This is a genomic window from Pseudoalteromonas sp. GB56, from assembly GCF_054923835.1.
In genome coordinates, this window is the sequence record NZ_JBPCHK010000001.1 from 128,664 (window position 1) to 143,994 (window position 15,331).

Below are 15,331 nucleotides of genomic sequence, written 5' to 3' on the forward strand. Positions count from 1 at the left end.
GTCAGTGAGTCTAACTCACTGCGCATGGGCGGCCTAGCCGCCCATTTTTTCAGGCTAAATTCACCTAATTGCTGCTAAAAAGCGCCTTCATACGTATAATTCCTTGTACCTTAATTGAACTAACGAGTGGAAAGTAATGGATTGGCGATTTCTTACCTTTGGACTGGTAGCTAGCTCTCAAGCTTGGGCTGCAGAGCCACAAACACCCGAAACGAATGAGCAAAGTGATACGATTAACATCGTAAAGCAGTGTATTTTAAACGAAGCCATTGCTGGTGATGGCAATCAAACACTCGCAGAACTTCGAAAAAAATGCTCGGATCTTGAAGAAAGTAAAAAGCTAACAGCGATAGATAAACGCATTGCTCGGGAAAAGGTTACAGAGAAAAATCGTAATGTGATTACCCCGCACAACCGTAACTATATTCTGCCCGTCACCTACATGAAGCACCCAAATCAGGATCCTTTTGGCAGCTTAGATAAAATTTCAGAAGAGAGTGACGGTGAAAATCTAGATAACGTCGAAATTAAATATCAGTTATCGCTCAAAGTGCCTGTTTTCGACGATTTTAGCGATCAAGACCAGGCAATCTACTTCGCCGTAACTCTGCAATCATACTGGCAGTTTTACAATAATGATATTTCTTCACCTTTTCGTGAAACCAATTATGAGCCAGAAATCTTCTGGATTAACTACCTAGATGAAGAAAACGTTTGGTGGGGTGATGAGCTGGCCGTGGCGTTAGGTATTTCACACCAATCAAATGGTCGCAGCCAGCCATATTCGCGTTCTTGGAACCGTATTTACGCCAACTTCATTTGGGAACAAAACGGCTACGTATTTAGTTTTAAACCTTGGTACCGGATCCCTGAAGATGAGAAGGATGATGAACTGCAAGCCAAGGGCGACGATAACCCCGACATCTATAAATACATGGGTTACTTTGAGTTTACTGGCGTACGTCGATTTAATGAGCATGAAGTCAGCTTTATGTTCAGAAACAACCTCAACTCAGATAACCGAGGCGCTATTCAACTAGACTGGTCTTTTCCACTGTGGGGAAGATTGCGTGGCTATGCACAGTACTTCAATGGTTACGGTGAAAGCATGATTGATTACAACGCTGATATTGAACGCTTTGGCGTGGGTATTCTTTTAACTGATTTACTGTAATTTCATCACAGTGCAAAAAAGCCAGCATCATGCTGGCTTTTGTATTAATTGAATGCAATTTTATGAGTAACTAGTTGGCAACGACGACAAACCGTCCTTCGAATTCACCGACTAAGGTATCACCATCATAGATCTGTACAGGCACCTTGTAACTCGCTTTACCTTCTTCTTCGAGTTTATCAAAACAACCTTCACAGACGACTTGATTTACATGCGCACGGGGCTGAGATTTAATCGGCTTAGCATACTTGATTGTTGCATCAGCAAGAACAATATCCCCCTCTTTACCCGCTTCACGTAGCGCTAAATAAGTAGCCCCCCAACCAGCCAGTGTCGCCATAGAGTAAACTGAACCAGCGAACATGGTGTTGTGAACATTAATATTCGCTTCTAAGTCAGCTACAACACTGAATTCCCAATCCGTGTAAGACTCTACTTTAATACCCATTTTGTCACTAATGGGAATTGATTCACGCCACGTATTTTGCAAAACTTCCGTCCACGCCGGATGGCGAAACCAACCTGGCTCACTCGGGCGCTGCTTGACCATACGCCAATGCTGGACGTCACCAAATGCCAAATGCGCTTTTTCTTTTAATTCATAACCATGACGTTTATAGAAATCCAGTGCGCGCTCGCGAGCAAATAATACCAACTCGTTGGCATCTTGATTCCATGCTATTTTTTCCAATTCATGCAGCAAGCGACTACCTAAATGCTGGCCACGGTGCGCTTCTCCTACGGCCATATACCTTACTTGAGCTTGATCTGAATTATTGAAATGCAAACGAGCAACAGCAAGCACTTCACCCTCTTTGTTCTTGATAAAACGGTGTTCAGACTCTTGCTCTAAGTCATCTTGTTCACTGCCGCGCGGCTGATCCCAAGGAGCGCGCAAGACCTGCCAGCGCAACGCATAATAATCCTGCCAATCGTCACTACTTTGTGGGGTGGTAACTTGGAACATAGGTACTCCAATTATTTTTTCTTCACCTTACAAGATTTAACGATTCAGGCAAATAACACCAAAGAACAATAGGCATTTTTTCGTAAAAATATTTGCACAACTAGGAAAATCGCTATCCCGTGTCTATGCTGTTGATATGGAAACAGTCATTGAACACAGTGGCGCAGTATCCGAACACTTCGTTGCTGATTGTACGAAGATCGGACAACTTCTATATTGGCATCGCTTTGGCGGTAACAGTATTCAAGTTCGCCAACATAAACAGTTTCGCTGGTTGCTGATAAATCAGACTTTACAGTCCATTATCGAGCGCAGCCGGCCCAACCACCTATTGTTTCCACATTTACAAATTTTTGCTCAGTACTGGCAAACCCTTACTCCTCCAAAAAAAGTATTGGAGCTTGGTCTTGGGGGAGGCGCCATCCGCAACTATTTGCATCACACTTATCCCGACACAGAGCTGGTCTCTGTAGAACGTAATGCCGATATAATACACTGTTACAAACGTTACTTTGGCGGTGCGCACGACACCACGTTAAGATGCGCAGAAGCTGAGCAAGTGCTGTGTGAAAAAGAAAAATATGATTGGATAATTATTGATTTATTCAGTGAATTAGATGCCCCAATGTTTCTGTACAAGCACAGCTTTTATGACAAAGTTCGCAATGCACTAAATAAAGATGGCCATGTGTTCATTAACTTTTTGGCGCATCACGAATCACAATTGCAGCAGCTCACTCATTTGCTGATTACCTGTTTTGGTCGCACCCCCAATGTTGTTGATGTAAAGGGGTACGCCAACCGCCTAGTGTTTCTTTCACCTTAAACGCATAGATTAAAGGTCACTGGTCCATCGTTTACCAAGCTGACTTGCATATCCGCAGCAAATTGCCCAGTGGCAACGCTTAAACCAGATGCTTTCGCTTTCTCTACAAAAGACTCATACAGATTAGTCGCCTGCTGAGGCGTTGCAGCACTTGAGAAACTAGGTCGCATGCCCTTTTTTGTGTCTGCGGCCAAAGTAAATTGCGACACCACTAAAAGCTCACCGTTTATATCACGCAAACTTTGGTTCATTTTACCCTGTTCGTCGGTGAAAATACGGTAATTGCTGACTTTATGCAGTAGCTTGTCAACATGATCTTCAGTATCGGCTTTTTCGACGCCTAGGAGCAGCAATATGCCTTGTTTAATTTCCCCTACCACTTTGCCCTCTACCTCAACTTTCGCTTCACTTACTCGCTGTATTAGCCCTTGCACTGCAACCTCTTTAACTTCAGATACATATGGTCGGTGGCCCGACATTGAGCTTGGCAATATACCTCATTTGCCAATGAGTGACCAAGACCAGGAACGATATCAAGATGTGCATCCACGGCACAAGCAAACCGTTGTGCCCGTGCAAATACACTCACCAAATCATGACGGCCATGGACCATCCAAATAGGTACATTGGCAAGTTGGTGAGCATTCTCGAGTAGATAATTTTCCGGCAAAAAAAACTGATTATAAAGATAGTGAAGCTGTAATTGGGCACTGTTTATCAATGCCTCTGGGGTATGAAGTCGAGGGTTAACACCACCACCATCGCATAGCATTTCCTCCCATTGGCACCATGCTTTTGCCGCTTCAAGTTGTACTAGCTCACTGTTGGAAAATATGCGGCTATGATAAGACGCAATGAGGTCATCAATGTCACTATTTTTAGGATTAAAGCGTGCATATTGTTCAGGGTAAAACTGGGCTCCTGCCCCCCCACTTCCTAAATACCAATGATAATCCTCAGCGCTTGCTAAAAATGTCGCCCATAACATCAACGCCGCCACTTTTTCTGAATGCGCCAAGGCATAACACAGTACCAGCGCAGCACCAAATGACTCTCCGCACAGCACCCAGCGCGCGATCCCCAAATGTTGACGAATAGCTTCTAGGTCACTGATTAACAACTCAAGGGTATTGTTTTCACAACTGTGAGGAGTTGAATTACCGCAGCCACGTTGGCTATATAACAAGATTCGGTAATTCTTTGGATTAAAATGGGCACATTCAAACCGGCTTAATCCGGCACCGGGACCGCCATGACAAATAATGACTGGCAGTCCATCTGGATTTCCATGCTCTTCAAGCTCTAACTGATGTCCTTGGCCCACAGCAACGTGATGCACATTGTTTGGTTCAGTTATCGGGTAGCTTAAAGACATGATTACTCCTTATTGGCGAGTTCCTCTTTAACGATGTCGTCAATCGGCGGCCTGCTAACGCTGATACACACCGTAAATTCCGCGCCAAGCAACACCACTATCCAAGACAGGTATACCCACATAAATAAGATAGGTATAGTCGCCAACGCCCCATAAATGACTTCATATGAGGGAAAGTGGCTGATATACAATGCAAAGCCCTTCTTGGTTAATTCGAACAGCAACGCAGCAAAAATAGCACCCGGCAACGCTGCTCTTAGTGGCACGCGCGTGTTAGGTACTAAAGTATAGAGCATCCAAAAGCTCACTGTAGAAATTGCGTAGGGCAAAGATTTTAAAACAAAGCCACTAAAGCCGGGAATTCCTTCATCAGCGAATGAGACTAGTGACACTATGTATGAAGTCACACCGATGCTTAACCCAAGCAACACGGGGCCAAGACTTAACACCATCCAGTAGATAGCAAATGAAATAATACCTGGGCGCTTTTGTTTAATACGCCAAATTCGGTTAAGTGTGGCATCGATATTACGAATAAGAAACAGCGCAACAACTGCCAAAAAACTCACCCCGACCGCGGTCATCTTATTGGCATTACCTGTAAATGCCCCGATATGTTCTTCGAGCACCACTGACGTTGTCGGCAATAAATTAGTAAATAAGAAAGTCTCTATTTCTTGGCGCGTATCGGCAAATCCCGGAAAGGCGGAAAAAATAGCCACACCAACCGCAATCAACGGAATCAATGAAAGTAAGGTAACATAGGCGAGATAGCCCGCATTGACGGTAATTTGGTCTTCTAAGCAACGAGTAAAGAAATACCGCCACCAGCGTGGCTGTGCTTTGGCCCAAATCGTCAGCGTTGTTTTTATTTTCTCGCTATCCCACTTCATCATCTACTCAGAAATAAAAATCTTTTGCTTATCATAGCAATCAGCCACATAATTTACAGTATCAACTTTCGAGACAGGACATCATGATGATGAAAAAACTCGCCCTTGTGGCAGCGTTTGCATCGCTTACTGCATGCCAATCAGCTTATTACTCGGCAATGGAATCTGTGGGTGTGCACAAGCGCGATATTTTGGTCGACCGAGTTGAAGAGACCAAGGAATCGCAAGAGGAATCACAAGAAGAGTTTCAATCGGCATTGGAGCGATTAAGTACCCTCATTAATTTTGATGGTGGCGATCTACAAGATGCCTACGAGCAACTCAACGACGACTACGAATCCAGTTTAGCGGCTGCACAGGATGTATCAGCGAATATAGATGATGTAGAAGACGTGGCGGAAGCGCTTTTCGAGGAGTGGGCAGACGAGCTTGAGGAATATTCGAGCGCATCATTGAAACGTGAAAGTAGCAATAAACTACGCGCCACCCAACGCCAATTTGACCAGTTACTTCGCTCAATGCGCGCAAGTGAAGCGAAAATGCAACCGGTACTAGACTCCCTTCAAGACAATGTTTTGTATTTAAAACATAACCTTAATGCGCAAGCCATTGCAGCAATTAAGGGAGAATTTACCAACCTACAACGAGATATTAAGGTGTTAATCGACGACATGAATAAGTCGATTGCCGATTCAAACCGATTTATTGAACAGATGAATCAGGGCTAACATTCTTACTCAATAGACATGTCAAAAGGAGCGAATAGCTCCTTTTTCTTTTCCTGTACTTCAATAACTTAGTAGTTAGCGTGCGCTAATATGCGCGAGGTCAATTTACTCGATGCACATAAAGATGTATTTTATATACATCTTTAAAAAGCGCCTTATGTTATGAATATAACCCGTTTTACAGACTACTCATTACGCGTACTCATCTTTGCGGCATTGCACCACGACAAGCTCGTGACTATTGGGCAAATTGCTGAGCAGTACGGAATATCTAAGAATCACTTGATGAAAGTGGTGCATACACTCAGTGCTCAAGGTTACTTGGCTTCCTCGCGAGGCAAAAATGGTGGTATTCGCCTGCAACGCACAGCTGAGCACATTAATTTGGGGAAAGTTGTACGCCTAAACGAGCAAAACTCGGTGCTAGTCGAGTGTTTCGGTGACAATAATCAATGTGTGATAACACCCTCATGCCAACTTAAGAAAATATTGGCTGATGCCATGGAGTGCTTTTTTATACACCTAGATCAATTCACCTTGGCCGATCTCATTGGCAACTCACAAGGCAATGAATTGAAGCAGCTGTTAAACATAGAAAGTTCAGACGCTTAATCCCAAATAATAGAATCGAGGTTGTTATGGCGATACTACTTCCCAGCGGTCAAATAGCAGAACCCAGTGAACAAGCGCGCGGTTGGCCTTTTATGCGCTTAGCCTTTCGACCATTGTTTTGGTTCGGTGCCCTGTTTGCGATGCTGAGCATCCCTATCTGGGCTTTAACCAACACTGGAAAACTTGCTTTTAATCCCTTTGGCAGCGGTTATTTTTGGCATATACATGAAATGCTCTTTGGATTTGCAGTCGCTATAATTACTGGTTTTTTGCTCACAGCGGTACAGAATTGGTCTGGGTTAGCAAGTGTAAAAGGTAACTCACTCTTAGCCTTAGTATTGCTGTGGCTTTGCGCCCGAGTGCTATTGGCATTTCCAAATTTGGCGCCTACTTGGCTTATTATCGCTCTCGACCTAGCTTATTTGCCTCTTGCTGCTTTTTTCTTAGCATTACCGATCATCAAGGCGGTGCTTTGGCGCAACCTGTTCTTTATCCCTATTTTGCTAGCGATGTCAGGTGTTAATGCCCTCATGTACGCAGCACTGTATGGCCATTTAACTCTCTCCTTCATAGAGATTAGCCATATTATGGTGATGTTGATTTCTCTGGTGATGGTCATTATGGGCGGGCGAGTGTTTCCAATGTTTACCGCCAACGGTACAAACACACCCCGCGTTACGAATATTCCTTGGCTCGATAAAGCCTCCATCGCCAGTGTGATGTTGTGTATTGCCGTAACCGTTGTTGGCGCTAGTTTACCTAGGCAGCTCACAGGGTCACTCTTTTTAATCGCTGGTGTGCTCAACTTTATCCGTGCATTACGATGGCGTATTTGGGTTACCTTTAACACCGCTCTGGTATGGCCACTGCACATAAGTTATTGGGCGATCTGCTTAGGCTTGATGTTGATGGGTTTGTTTCATTTCGGTTGGCTCACCACCATTTCCGTACCCATCCATGCAATTACGGTAGGTGGCATGGGCCTGATGATATTGGCAATGATTTCGCGCGTATCACTTGGCCATACAGGTCGCATGATCAAAGCCAGTAAGCCAATGAACTGTGTGTTCTGGCTCATGGTCGTGACGCTCCTGATCCGATTGATTGCTCCACTCACCGACACGCATTATGCGTCATTAATTCTGCTCTCAGCCACACTTTGGGCTGTTTCATACGCCTTGTTCGTCATAGGCTATGCCAAAATAGTTTTTAGTGCTCGAATTGACGGACGCGATGGTTAATTGTGTAAACAGAGATTTAGCATGTGATATTCACATGCTAATGACCGATGTTAGTTAGTAGGTTTCTTTCTAGAGCGCAGCCAAGGAAAACTTCTCACAAGCAACAAACTGCCTATGACAAGTGCGAATATTGCGACAAAAGTAAGCACGCCATTGATCACCCTAGGGTGTTCGATATTGGTGTTGTAAACGTATATTCGACGACCTCCTTCCTCCTGTCGTTCGAACTGTAAGCCCAGCATGTCATAGCTGTAAATGTATTCTTTTTTGGTGCGCTGATGCATTTTCGCAACCAGCTCATCAAATATTTTTGTATCTGTGCTACTTAGTCGCCGTATTGAAAAGAAATTATCTGGCTCTGAATCTTTAATTACACCTTCTGATTCATAAACATATTGCCGCTCAGGAAATAACAAAGTCGTGTGAGCACAGTAAAAAAGCGCACACCCAAATGCAATAAGCACAATAGCGAATATCTGCAAGAGATTTTGACGTTGTTGCACCAAACGATGTTGCTGCCCTACATACCTTTTCGTTTGAGTAATTTGTAACAGCTGTGATGAATCAATGTGATGGCCAACAGACTCCATAAACTGCTCAACAGTTAAATCTAACGCGCTCAGTAAGCGCTCAAAGATATCCTCCGATGGCATCGATTTATCATTCTCAATTTTGGATAAATAACTTTGCTCAATACCTGCTCTTACTGCTAATTCAGGCTGACTTAACTGATAATTCTGACGCAAATTTTTAATAGCATTACCTAAACTCATTGTGACACTCCATGTTTATAGTCAGCTCAAGTTTTAAGAATTACTTGAAGAATATAAACATGAATAACAGAGAATAATTTGGAATATCAATGGTTAGCTGCGATTTTATTGCATGATTTTTCACACACCAACTTTAAAACTGTGCTCTAAACTCACTAGGCGACACTCCCATGTGTGCTTTAAAACGGCGCTAAACACTTCATGGCTTGCGTAACCACATTGCTGGGCCACTAACGAGATCGCAAAGTCCGTGCCGGTTAGCAGTGCCTTGGCTTTGTTGATTCTTAGTTGCTCCACATACACCATGGGCGCAACAGCAAATTGTTGTTTGAATAAGCGACGAAAATGGCGAGGGCTAACATTAATACTCGACGCCATGGTGTCGATGTTGATGGGTTTATGTAGATTATTAAGCAGAAAGTCGCTTAGCTTCAAGAAGCGTTCACTGCCTTTTTGTGAGGCTACTGGGCTGCTTCCTATCACCTTCATGTCATTCAGACACGTATTATAAATGAGGGCTTGTTGCGCCACACTGTGCGCAAATTCCCCACCAAAATCTTGCTCAAGCAAAGTTAGGGCGAGCTCAATGCTGGCAGTCATGCCTGCAGCTGAATACACATTGCCGTCTTCAATAAGACTGCGAGAGGCATCGATATGCACCCGCGTATTCACTTTTTGCAAATATTGAGCTGTTTGCCAGTCTGTGGTGACCGTTTTACCATTTAACACACCCGATGCTGACAATATTAGGCACCCTGCTCCAATAGAGACGAGACGACGCAACTTTGGCTGCATTTGTGCTAACCAGTGAATTACATTGCTTAATTCACTCACCCGTTGCGCCCCCGAACCACCGACCACTATCAGCGTATCCAGTTCAGGCGCCCGCGATAAATCATCGGCGATTTGCACAATTAAGCCATTGGTCGCTTCAATAGCGGCTTGTTCAGGAGCACACACATGCAACGTGTAAGGAAGCGGCTGCCCACGTTTTTGAGCCTGTACATTCGCTTCAGCAAAAATATCCATAGGCGCTGACAGATCTGTGGCTTTAAAACCTTCATATATAAAAAAGCCAATACGCCGCATATGCACCTCCTTTTACGTACCCAATTAGGGTATATCGCTACTCATTTTGCGAAAAGGTCTTGTGCTTGATTTATTCGGACATTTTTTGTTTTGAAACAAAAAAGCCCGCATCAATGTGCGGGCTTTTCGTCATGAACCGTAATTAGCTCTTTTTGCTTTCGCGTGAAGCGCGCTTACGTTCGTTTTCAGTAAGGAAACGCTTACGAATACGAATGCTTTCAGGCGTTACTTCTACTAATTCGTCATCATCGATGAACTCAAGCGCTTGCTCTAGTGTCATCTTGATAGGCGGTACAAGTGTTTGTGCTTCATCAGTACCTGATGCACGAACGTTCGTTAACTGCTTACCTTTTAGAGCGTTTACAGTTAGGTCATTGTCGCGGCTGTGGATACCGATAACCATACCTTCGTACACTTCAACACCGTGGCCGATAAATAGCTTACCACGCTCTTGTAGGTTGAATAGTGCGTTAGTTAACGCTTTACCTTGTGCATTTGCAATCAATACACCGTTTTTACGTTGACCAATTTTACCGCCTTTATGAGGACCGTAGTGATCGAATGTGTGATACATCAGACCTGAACCAGACGTCAACGTCATAAAGTCAGTTTGGAAACCGATTAGACCACGGCTAGGAACCATGAAATCCATACGGATACGGCCTTTGCCATCTGGAGCCATGTCGGTCATTTCTGCTTTACGCAAACCAAGCTGTTCCATGATTGAACCTTGGTGCTCTTCTTCACAGTCGATTGTTACTGTTTCATACGGTTCTTCAAGAACACCATCCACTTCACGAAGGATTACTTCAGGGCGTGAAACTGCAAGCTCGTAACCTTCACGACGCATATTTTCGATCAATACGCCTAAGTGAAGTTCACCACGACCTGATACACGGAAGCTATCTGGGTTGTCAGTGTCTTCTACACGTAGTGCAACGTTGTGAACAAGCTCAGCATCAAGACGCTCGCGGATATTACGTGAAGTCACGTATTTACCTTCTTGGCCAGCAAACGGTGACGTGTTTACTGAGAACGTCATGGTTACTGTCGGCTCGTCAACGCTCAATGCAGGAAGTGCTTCAACATTGTTTACGTCACAGATAGTGTCAGAGATTTTCAGCTCGCCAAGACCTGTGATAGCGATGATATCACCAGCAGTTGCTTCTTGTGCTTCGTGACGATCTAGGCCCAAGTACGTCAATACCTGACCTACTTTACCATTACGTGTTTTACCATCAGCACCGATAACAGTTACTTGTTGGTTCACTTTAACAGTACCGCGCTTGATACGACCAACACCGATTACACCTACGTATGAGTTGTAGTCAAGCTGAGAGATCTGCATCTGCAATGCACCCGCTGGATCTGCATCTGGCGCTTCAACTTCGTTAACGATCGCTTGGAACATAGGTTCCATGTTTTCTGAAGGCTCATCTAGATCGAGTGTTGCCCAACCGTTGATAGCTGACGCGTAGATAACTTTAAAGTCTAACTGTTCGTCAGTTGCACCTAGGTTATCGAATAGATCGAAAACTTGGTCCATAACCCAATCAGGACGAGCACCTGGCTTGTCGATTTTGTTAATAACCACGATCGGTTTCAAACCCTGTGCGAATGCTTTTTGCGTTACGAAACGCGTTTGCGGCATTGGACCTTCTTGAGCATCTACAAGAAGAAGTACTGAATCAGCCATCGAAAGAACGCGCTCTACTTCACCACCGAAGTCAGCGTGTCCAGGAGTATCTACGATGTTGATATGGTAATCGTTCCAGTTGATTGCCGTATTTTTAGCTAAGATGGTAATTCCACGCTCTTTTTCAATGTCGTTAGAATCCATCACTCGCTCTTCGTTACCACCACGAGTTTGTAGTGTGCCCGATTGCTCAAGCAATTTATCAACCAGAGTTGTTTTACCATGGTCAACGTGCGCGATGATCGCGATATTTCTTAACTTTTCGATGCTCATATATCTACTTAAGAGGCAAGCCTCATTGTTCCTAGATGATCCACGCTCGGCAACAGCTACCTGCGTTGGGTTTAAAAGGGCGCGTATTATCCCTTATAAAGTCACTAGATGAAAGTTTATCCAACATTATTTTTCTGTGACTGTGGTGCGATAACGACGCAAAATGTATTAAGCGATTAAAAAACAACCAATAAACATTGTGTATATTTTCGATAAAAAGGCAAAATATGATGACAACTCGCCGTAATAGCAATTTCACAAAGATGCACTAGAATGTAGCAAGTGCGCACCAATGAGGTGCAAAACACATGATATCAAGAATGTATTTTTAAAAAATTCATTTATAAATAACACGTTACGAAACTGGCACGATTTAAGCTTACCACTGCACAATTGCAGTAACATGCAGCACACATAAAATTCCACAGTTGGAGGACACATGTCACAATCGGTTTTAGATTTCATTAAAGAACATGACGTAAAATTCGTAGATTTACGTTTTACCGACACCAAAGGTAAAGAGCAGCACGTTTCTATCCCTCATCACCAAGCTGATGAAGACTTCTTTGAAGACGGTAAAATGTTCGATGGTTCTTCTATTGCAGGTTGGAAAGGCATTAACGAATCAGACATGGTGCTAATGCCAGATGCTGAAAGCGCTAAACTTGACCCATTCGCAGAAGAAACAACACTTATCGTTCGTTGTGACGTAGTTGAGCCTTCAACTTTACAAGGTTACGAGCGTGATCCACGTTCTGTAGCTAAGCGCGCTGAAGAGTACATGCGCTCTACTGGTATCGCTGACACCGTATTATTCGGTCCAGAACCAGAATTTTTCCTATTCGACGACGTGAAGTACAAATCAGACATGTCTGGTTCAATGTACAAAATTGATGCTGAAGAAGCATGTTGGAACTCTGATAAAGATTACGAAGGTGGTAACACAGGTCACCGCCCAGGCGTTAAAGGCGGTTACTTCCCGGTTGCTCCTGTTGATTCATCACAAGATTGGCGTAGCGCGACTTGTCTAGTTCTAGAAGAAATGGGTCAAGTTGTTGAAGCTCACCACCACGAAGTAGCAACTGCTGGTCAGAACGAAATCGCGACTCGCTTCAACACTATGGTATTGAAAGCAGACGAAATTCAAGAAATGAAGTATGTTATCCACAACATGGCGCACGCATACGGCAAAACAGCTACGTTCATGCCTAAGCCTATCGTTGGTGATAACGGTTCTGGTATGCACTGTCACCAGTCTCTAGCGAAAGACGGTAAAAACCTTTTCGCAGGTGACAAGTACGGCGGTCTTTCTGAAGAAGCTCTTTACTACATCGGTGGTATCATCAAGCACGCTAAAGCAATCAATGCATTCGCAAACGCATCGACTAACTCTTACAAGCGTCTAGTACCAGGTTTCGAAGCGCCGGTAATGCTTGCTTACTCAGCACGTAACCGTTCTGCATCTATCCGTATTCCAGTTGTTCCTTCAGAGAAAGCACGCCGTATCGAAGTGCGTTTCCCTGACCCAACAGCTAACCCATACCTTGCGTTCTCTGCAATGCTTATGGCTGGCCTTGACGGTATCAAGAACAAGATCCACCCTGGCGATGCAATGGACAAAGACTTATACGACCTACCTGCAGAAGAAGCTGCTGAAATCCCAACAGTTGCATCTTCGCTAGATGAAGCACTTGCATCTCTAGACGCAGACCGCGAGTTCTTAATCCAAGGTGGCGTATTCACAAACGACCTAATCGACGCTTATATCGCGCTGAAGTCTAAAGAAGTTGAAAAACTTAACATGACAACTCACCCAGTTGAGTTCGAAATGTACTACAGCGTATAACCTGATAACTATTTTTTAGTTATATCATGTGTGTTCTCAAAGCCTGCTCTGCAGGCTTTTTTTATGGTAAAAAAGTTGTAAATGAACTACAGTTAATGAAGGGTGCTTGAGCACTTCAATTGCGGCTAACTATAAGAATAACAAACTAAATTAGGAAAGCATGTGAACGTAAAGGTGATGATTTTAAGCGTGTTATTGGCGTTATTTATAACAACACCCGTATCCGCAGAGCCAAACAAAAACATCTATGTTTATAAGGATGAGAACGGCAATTTGGTGTTTTCCGATACACCTCGCAAAGGCGCGGAAAAAGTGACGCTGAACAAACCTGTGATGAACATGCCTTCCACTGATACCAGTATCTTCAACGAAGCAACCAATGATTTAGAGAAGGTTAAATTTTCTATCTCAATCAGTTCTCCTGCACAAGAAGAAACTATTCGCGACAACACCGGTTCTGTGCACGTGTCTGGCATAATCAAGCCACGCTTTTTACAAGGACATCAAGTCCAACTCTACCTTGACGGCAAGGCGTATGAAAAACCGCAAAAGTCACTGTTGTTTGTGATGCGTGACATTGACAGAGGGGAGCACAACATTGTTTTGAAGCTACTCGACTCTGAGGGCAAAGTATTGGCTAACTCGGAGCCAGTAGTCTTTTTCCTACACCGCCGCTCCATGATTACGGGACCTTAACGGATAATAATAATTATATCTCAGCAGTATGATGATAACCTGATAATATAAATGCACCACTATGGTGCAATTGATGACTTAAAATGAAACTCCACCTCGATTTCTTCCAACAGATGTGGGAAAACCTACATACTGCGATCCTAATTTTGGACAAAGATTTTAATCTTGTGTACGCCAACACAAGTTGCACTGAACTACTTGGTCAAGGACTAAAAAGAATCATTGGCCAACCTTTTGAATCCCTATTTAATTACCATTCAATTGAACTTGAACGTATTGCTAATTACACATTGAAGCAAGGGGTAGATTGCCACCAGCATAGAGCTGACGTGGTGTTCGTCGATACTCGCCATGCCAATCTTGCACTCAATAGTCGCAGAATTAATTATCAAAACGACGCCTATCTATTATTTGAAATTCGCCAAACCGACGAAGAAATTCGACTCGATCAGGCCTCAAATCAAATGCACCAGCATCAAGCAGCTCGTACCTTAATTCGCAACTTAGCCCATGAAATCAAAAACCCTTTAGGTGGAATTCGCGGAGCGGCGCAATTATTGCAGTATGAGGTTGATCAGCAGGAGCGCGATGAGTGTGCCCAGCTTATTATTCATGAAGCGGACCGATTGCGGCAGCTTGTTGATAGGTTATTGGGACCGAACCAACGCCTTCACAAACAAGCTACCAACATTCACCAAACGCTTGAGAATGTATTGAAGCTGTGCGTACTGGATAACAATAAAGCAATAACGCTCAACAAAGATTACGATCCGAGTATTCCGGATGTTGTGGTTGATGGCGATAAAATTCAGCAAGTACTTCTCAACATTGTGCGCAATGCTATGCAAGCGCTCAGTGAAGGAGGAGAAATTAGAGTGACTACGCGTGTGCGGTATCACGTGCGTCGCTATGACACTACGCTTAAAAAAGCCCTGCAGATTAAAATTTGTGATAATGGTCCGGGCATTGCTCCCGAAGTAAGAGAAACGCTGTTTTATCCTATGGTCACTAACAAAGAAGGTGGCACTGGGTTAGGGTTATCAATTGCGCAAACCCTGATAGATCAGCATCAAGGCTTTATCGAGTGTGATAGCTGGCCGGGCCATACTGAGTTTACATTATACTTGCCTTTGTAGGCCCCT

General features: G+C 43.8%; 15 protein-coding genes. 8 read left to right on the forward strand and 7 right to left on the reverse strand.

Going from position 1 to position 15,331, the window contains the following annotated elements; all coding sequences use genetic code 11:
* The first annotated feature begins 136 nt into the window (after positions 1-136).
* Entirely contained in the window at positions 137-1,174 is a 1,038-nt protein-coding gene (locus ACH19P_RS00600) for a phospholipase A (protein WP_462156619.1), read from the forward strand.
* 70 nt (positions 1,175-1,244) lie between these two features.
* Here ACH19P_RS00600 and ACH19P_RS00605 read toward each other — a convergent pair whose 3' ends face one another.
* Entirely contained in the window at positions 1,245-2,141 is an 897-nt protein-coding gene (locus ACH19P_RS00605; RefSeq protein WP_462156621.1) for a bifunctional GNAT family N-acetyltransferase/hotdog fold thioesterase, read from the reverse strand.
* 136 nt (positions 2,142-2,277) lie between these two features.
* On the opposite strand from ACH19P_RS00605, the gene ACH19P_RS00610 reads away from it, so the two are divergent.
* Positions 2,278-2,967: a spermidine synthase gene (locus ACH19P_RS00610; RefSeq protein WP_462156622.1), complete on the forward strand. Its 690-nt coding sequence runs from the start codon at positions 2,278-2,280 to the stop codon at positions 2,965-2,967.
* On the opposite strand, the gene dtd is transcribed toward ACH19P_RS00610, so the two are convergent.
* From dtd to ACH19P_RS00625, 3 genes are read right to left on the reverse strand one after another with little or no spacing between them, the layout of a single operon-like run.
* Positions 2,964-3,401 (reverse strand): D-aminoacyl-tRNA deacylase, encoded by a 438-nt coding sequence (gene dtd / locus ACH19P_RS00615; RefSeq protein WP_462156623.1) that lies wholly within the window; start codon positions 3,399-3,401, stop codon positions 2,964-2,966. The genes ACH19P_RS00610 and dtd overlap by 4 nt on opposite strands.
* Complete coding sequence (locus ACH19P_RS00620; RefSeq protein ID WP_462156624.1) at positions 3,389-4,342, reverse strand: alpha/beta fold hydrolase; 954 nt, start codon at positions 4,340-4,342, stop codon at positions 3,389-3,391. Before ACH19P_RS00620 ends, dtd begins: the two co-directional genes overlap by 13 nt.
* A gap of 2 nt (positions 4,343-4,344) precedes the next feature.
* The gene (locus tag ACH19P_RS00625; protein WP_462156625.1) at positions 4,345-5,235 is read right to left on the reverse strand and encodes a virulence factor BrkB family protein; all 891 of its coding nucleotides are present in this window, start codon (positions 5,233-5,235) and stop codon (positions 4,345-4,347) included.
* A gap of 89 nt (positions 5,236-5,324) precedes the next feature.
* Here ACH19P_RS00625 and ACH19P_RS00630 point away from each other — a divergent pair, with 89 nt between their 5' ends.
* The 3 genes from ACH19P_RS00630 to ACH19P_RS00640 all read left to right on the forward strand — a co-directional run bounded on the left by ACH19P_RS00630 (position 5,325) and on the right by ACH19P_RS00640 (position 7,816).
* Positions 5,325-5,963: a DUF2959 domain-containing protein gene (locus tag ACH19P_RS00630; RefSeq protein ID WP_462159290.1), complete on the forward strand. Its 639-nt coding sequence runs from the start codon at positions 5,325-5,327 to the stop codon at positions 5,961-5,963.
* 162 nt (positions 5,964-6,125) lie between these two features.
* Positions 6,126-6,575 (forward strand): Rrf2 family transcriptional regulator, encoded by a 450-nt coding sequence (locus ACH19P_RS00635; protein ID WP_462156627.1) that lies wholly within the window; start codon positions 6,126-6,128, stop codon positions 6,573-6,575.
* A 26-nt stretch (positions 6,576-6,601) separates the two neighbouring features.
* The gene (locus ACH19P_RS00640; protein ID WP_462156628.1) at positions 6,602-7,816 is read left to right on the forward strand and encodes an NnrS family protein; all 1,215 of its coding nucleotides are present in this window, start codon (positions 6,602-6,604) and stop codon (positions 7,814-7,816) included.
* A 50-nt stretch (positions 7,817-7,866) separates the two neighbouring features.
* Here ACH19P_RS00640 and ACH19P_RS00645 read toward each other — a convergent pair whose 3' ends face one another.
* From ACH19P_RS00645 to typA, 3 genes are all read right to left on the reverse strand, one after another.
* Positions 7,867-8,589 (reverse strand): helix-turn-helix domain-containing protein, encoded by a 723-nt coding sequence (locus tag ACH19P_RS00645; protein WP_462156629.1) that lies wholly within the window; start codon positions 8,587-8,589, stop codon positions 7,867-7,869.
* A gap of 120 nt (positions 8,590-8,709) precedes the next feature.
* Complete coding sequence (locus ACH19P_RS00650) at positions 8,710-9,678, reverse strand: GlxA family transcriptional regulator (RefSeq protein WP_462156630.1); 969 nt, start codon at positions 9,676-9,678, stop codon at positions 8,710-8,712.
* A 142-nt stretch (positions 9,679-9,820) separates the two neighbouring features.
* Positions 9,821-11,647 carry a translational GTPase TypA gene (gene typA / locus ACH19P_RS00655; RefSeq protein WP_462156632.1) on the reverse strand — a complete coding sequence of 609 codons (1,827 nt, stop codon included), beginning with the start codon at positions 11,645-11,647 and terminating at the stop codon, positions 9,821-9,823.
* A gap of 439 nt (positions 11,648-12,086) precedes the next feature.
* Here typA and glnA point away from each other — a divergent pair, with 439 nt between their 5' ends.
* The 3 genes from glnA to glnL all read left to right on the forward strand — a co-directional run bounded on the left by glnA (position 12,087) and on the right by glnL (position 15,325).
* Entirely contained in the window at positions 12,087-13,493 is a 1,407-nt protein-coding gene (glnA, locus tag ACH19P_RS00660) for a glutamate--ammonia ligase (protein WP_347390122.1), read from the forward strand.
* Between the two features lie 162 nt (positions 13,494-13,655).
* Positions 13,656-14,189, forward strand: a complete 534-nt coding sequence (locus tag ACH19P_RS00665; protein WP_462156633.1) for a DUF4124 domain-containing protein — start codon at positions 13,656-13,658, stop codon at positions 14,187-14,189.
* 83 nt (positions 14,190-14,272) lie between these two features.
* A complete protein-coding gene (gene glnL, locus ACH19P_RS00670) occupies positions 14,273-15,325 on the forward strand; it encodes a nitrogen regulation protein NR(II) (protein ID WP_462156634.1) in 1,053 nt (350 codons plus the stop codon).
* The last annotated feature ends 6 nt before the right edge of the window (positions 15,326-15,331 follow it).

What these genes read in the sequence shown, in the direction of transcription:
- ACH19P_RS00600 (WP_462156619.1), top strand. Translation starts at nt 137, where the DNA reads ATGGATTGGCGATTTCTTACCTTTGGACTGGTAGCTAGCTCTCAAGCT.
- ACH19P_RS00605 (WP_462156621.1), bottom strand. Translation starts at nt 2,141, where the DNA reads ATGTTCCAAGTTACCACCCCACAAAGTAGTGACGATTGGCAGGATTAT.
- ACH19P_RS00610 (WP_462156622.1), top strand. Translation starts at nt 2,278, where the DNA reads ATGGAAACAGTCATTGAACACAGTGGCGCAGTATCCGAACACTTCGTT.
- ACH19P_RS00620 (WP_462156624.1), bottom strand. Translation starts at nt 4,342, where the DNA reads ATGTCTTTAAGCTACCCGATAACTGAACCAAACAATGTGCATCACGTT.
- ACH19P_RS00625 (WP_462156625.1), bottom strand. Translation starts at nt 5,235, where the DNA reads ATGAAGTGGGATAGCGAGAAAATAAAAACAACGCTGACGATTTGGGCC.
- ACH19P_RS00630 (WP_462159290.1), top strand. Translation starts at nt 5,325, where the DNA reads ATGAAAAAACTCGCCCTTGTGGCAGCGTTTGCATCGCTTACTGCATGC.
- ACH19P_RS00635 (WP_462156627.1), top strand. Translation starts at nt 6,126, where the DNA reads ATGAATATAACCCGTTTTACAGACTACTCATTACGCGTACTCATCTTT.
- ACH19P_RS00640 (WP_462156628.1), top strand. Translation starts at nt 6,602, where the DNA reads ATGGCGATACTACTTCCCAGCGGTCAAATAGCAGAACCCAGTGAACAA.
- ACH19P_RS00645 (WP_462156629.1), bottom strand. Translation starts at nt 8,589, where the DNA reads ATGAGTTTAGGTAATGCTATTAAAAATTTGCGTCAGAATTATCAGTTA.
- ACH19P_RS00650 (WP_462156630.1), bottom strand. Translation starts at nt 9,678, where the DNA reads ATGCGGCGTATTGGCTTTTTTATATATGAAGGTTTTAAAGCCACAGAT.
- typA (WP_462156632.1), bottom strand. Translation starts at nt 11,647, where the DNA reads ATGAGCATCGAAAAGTTAAGAAATATCGCGATCATCGCGCACGTTGAC.
- glnA (WP_347390122.1), top strand. Translation starts at nt 12,087, where the DNA reads ATGTCACAATCGGTTTTAGATTTCATTAAAGAACATGACGTAAAATTC.
- glnL (WP_462156634.1), top strand. Translation starts at nt 14,273, where the DNA reads ATGAAACTCCACCTCGATTTCTTCCAACAGATGTGGGAAAACCTACAT.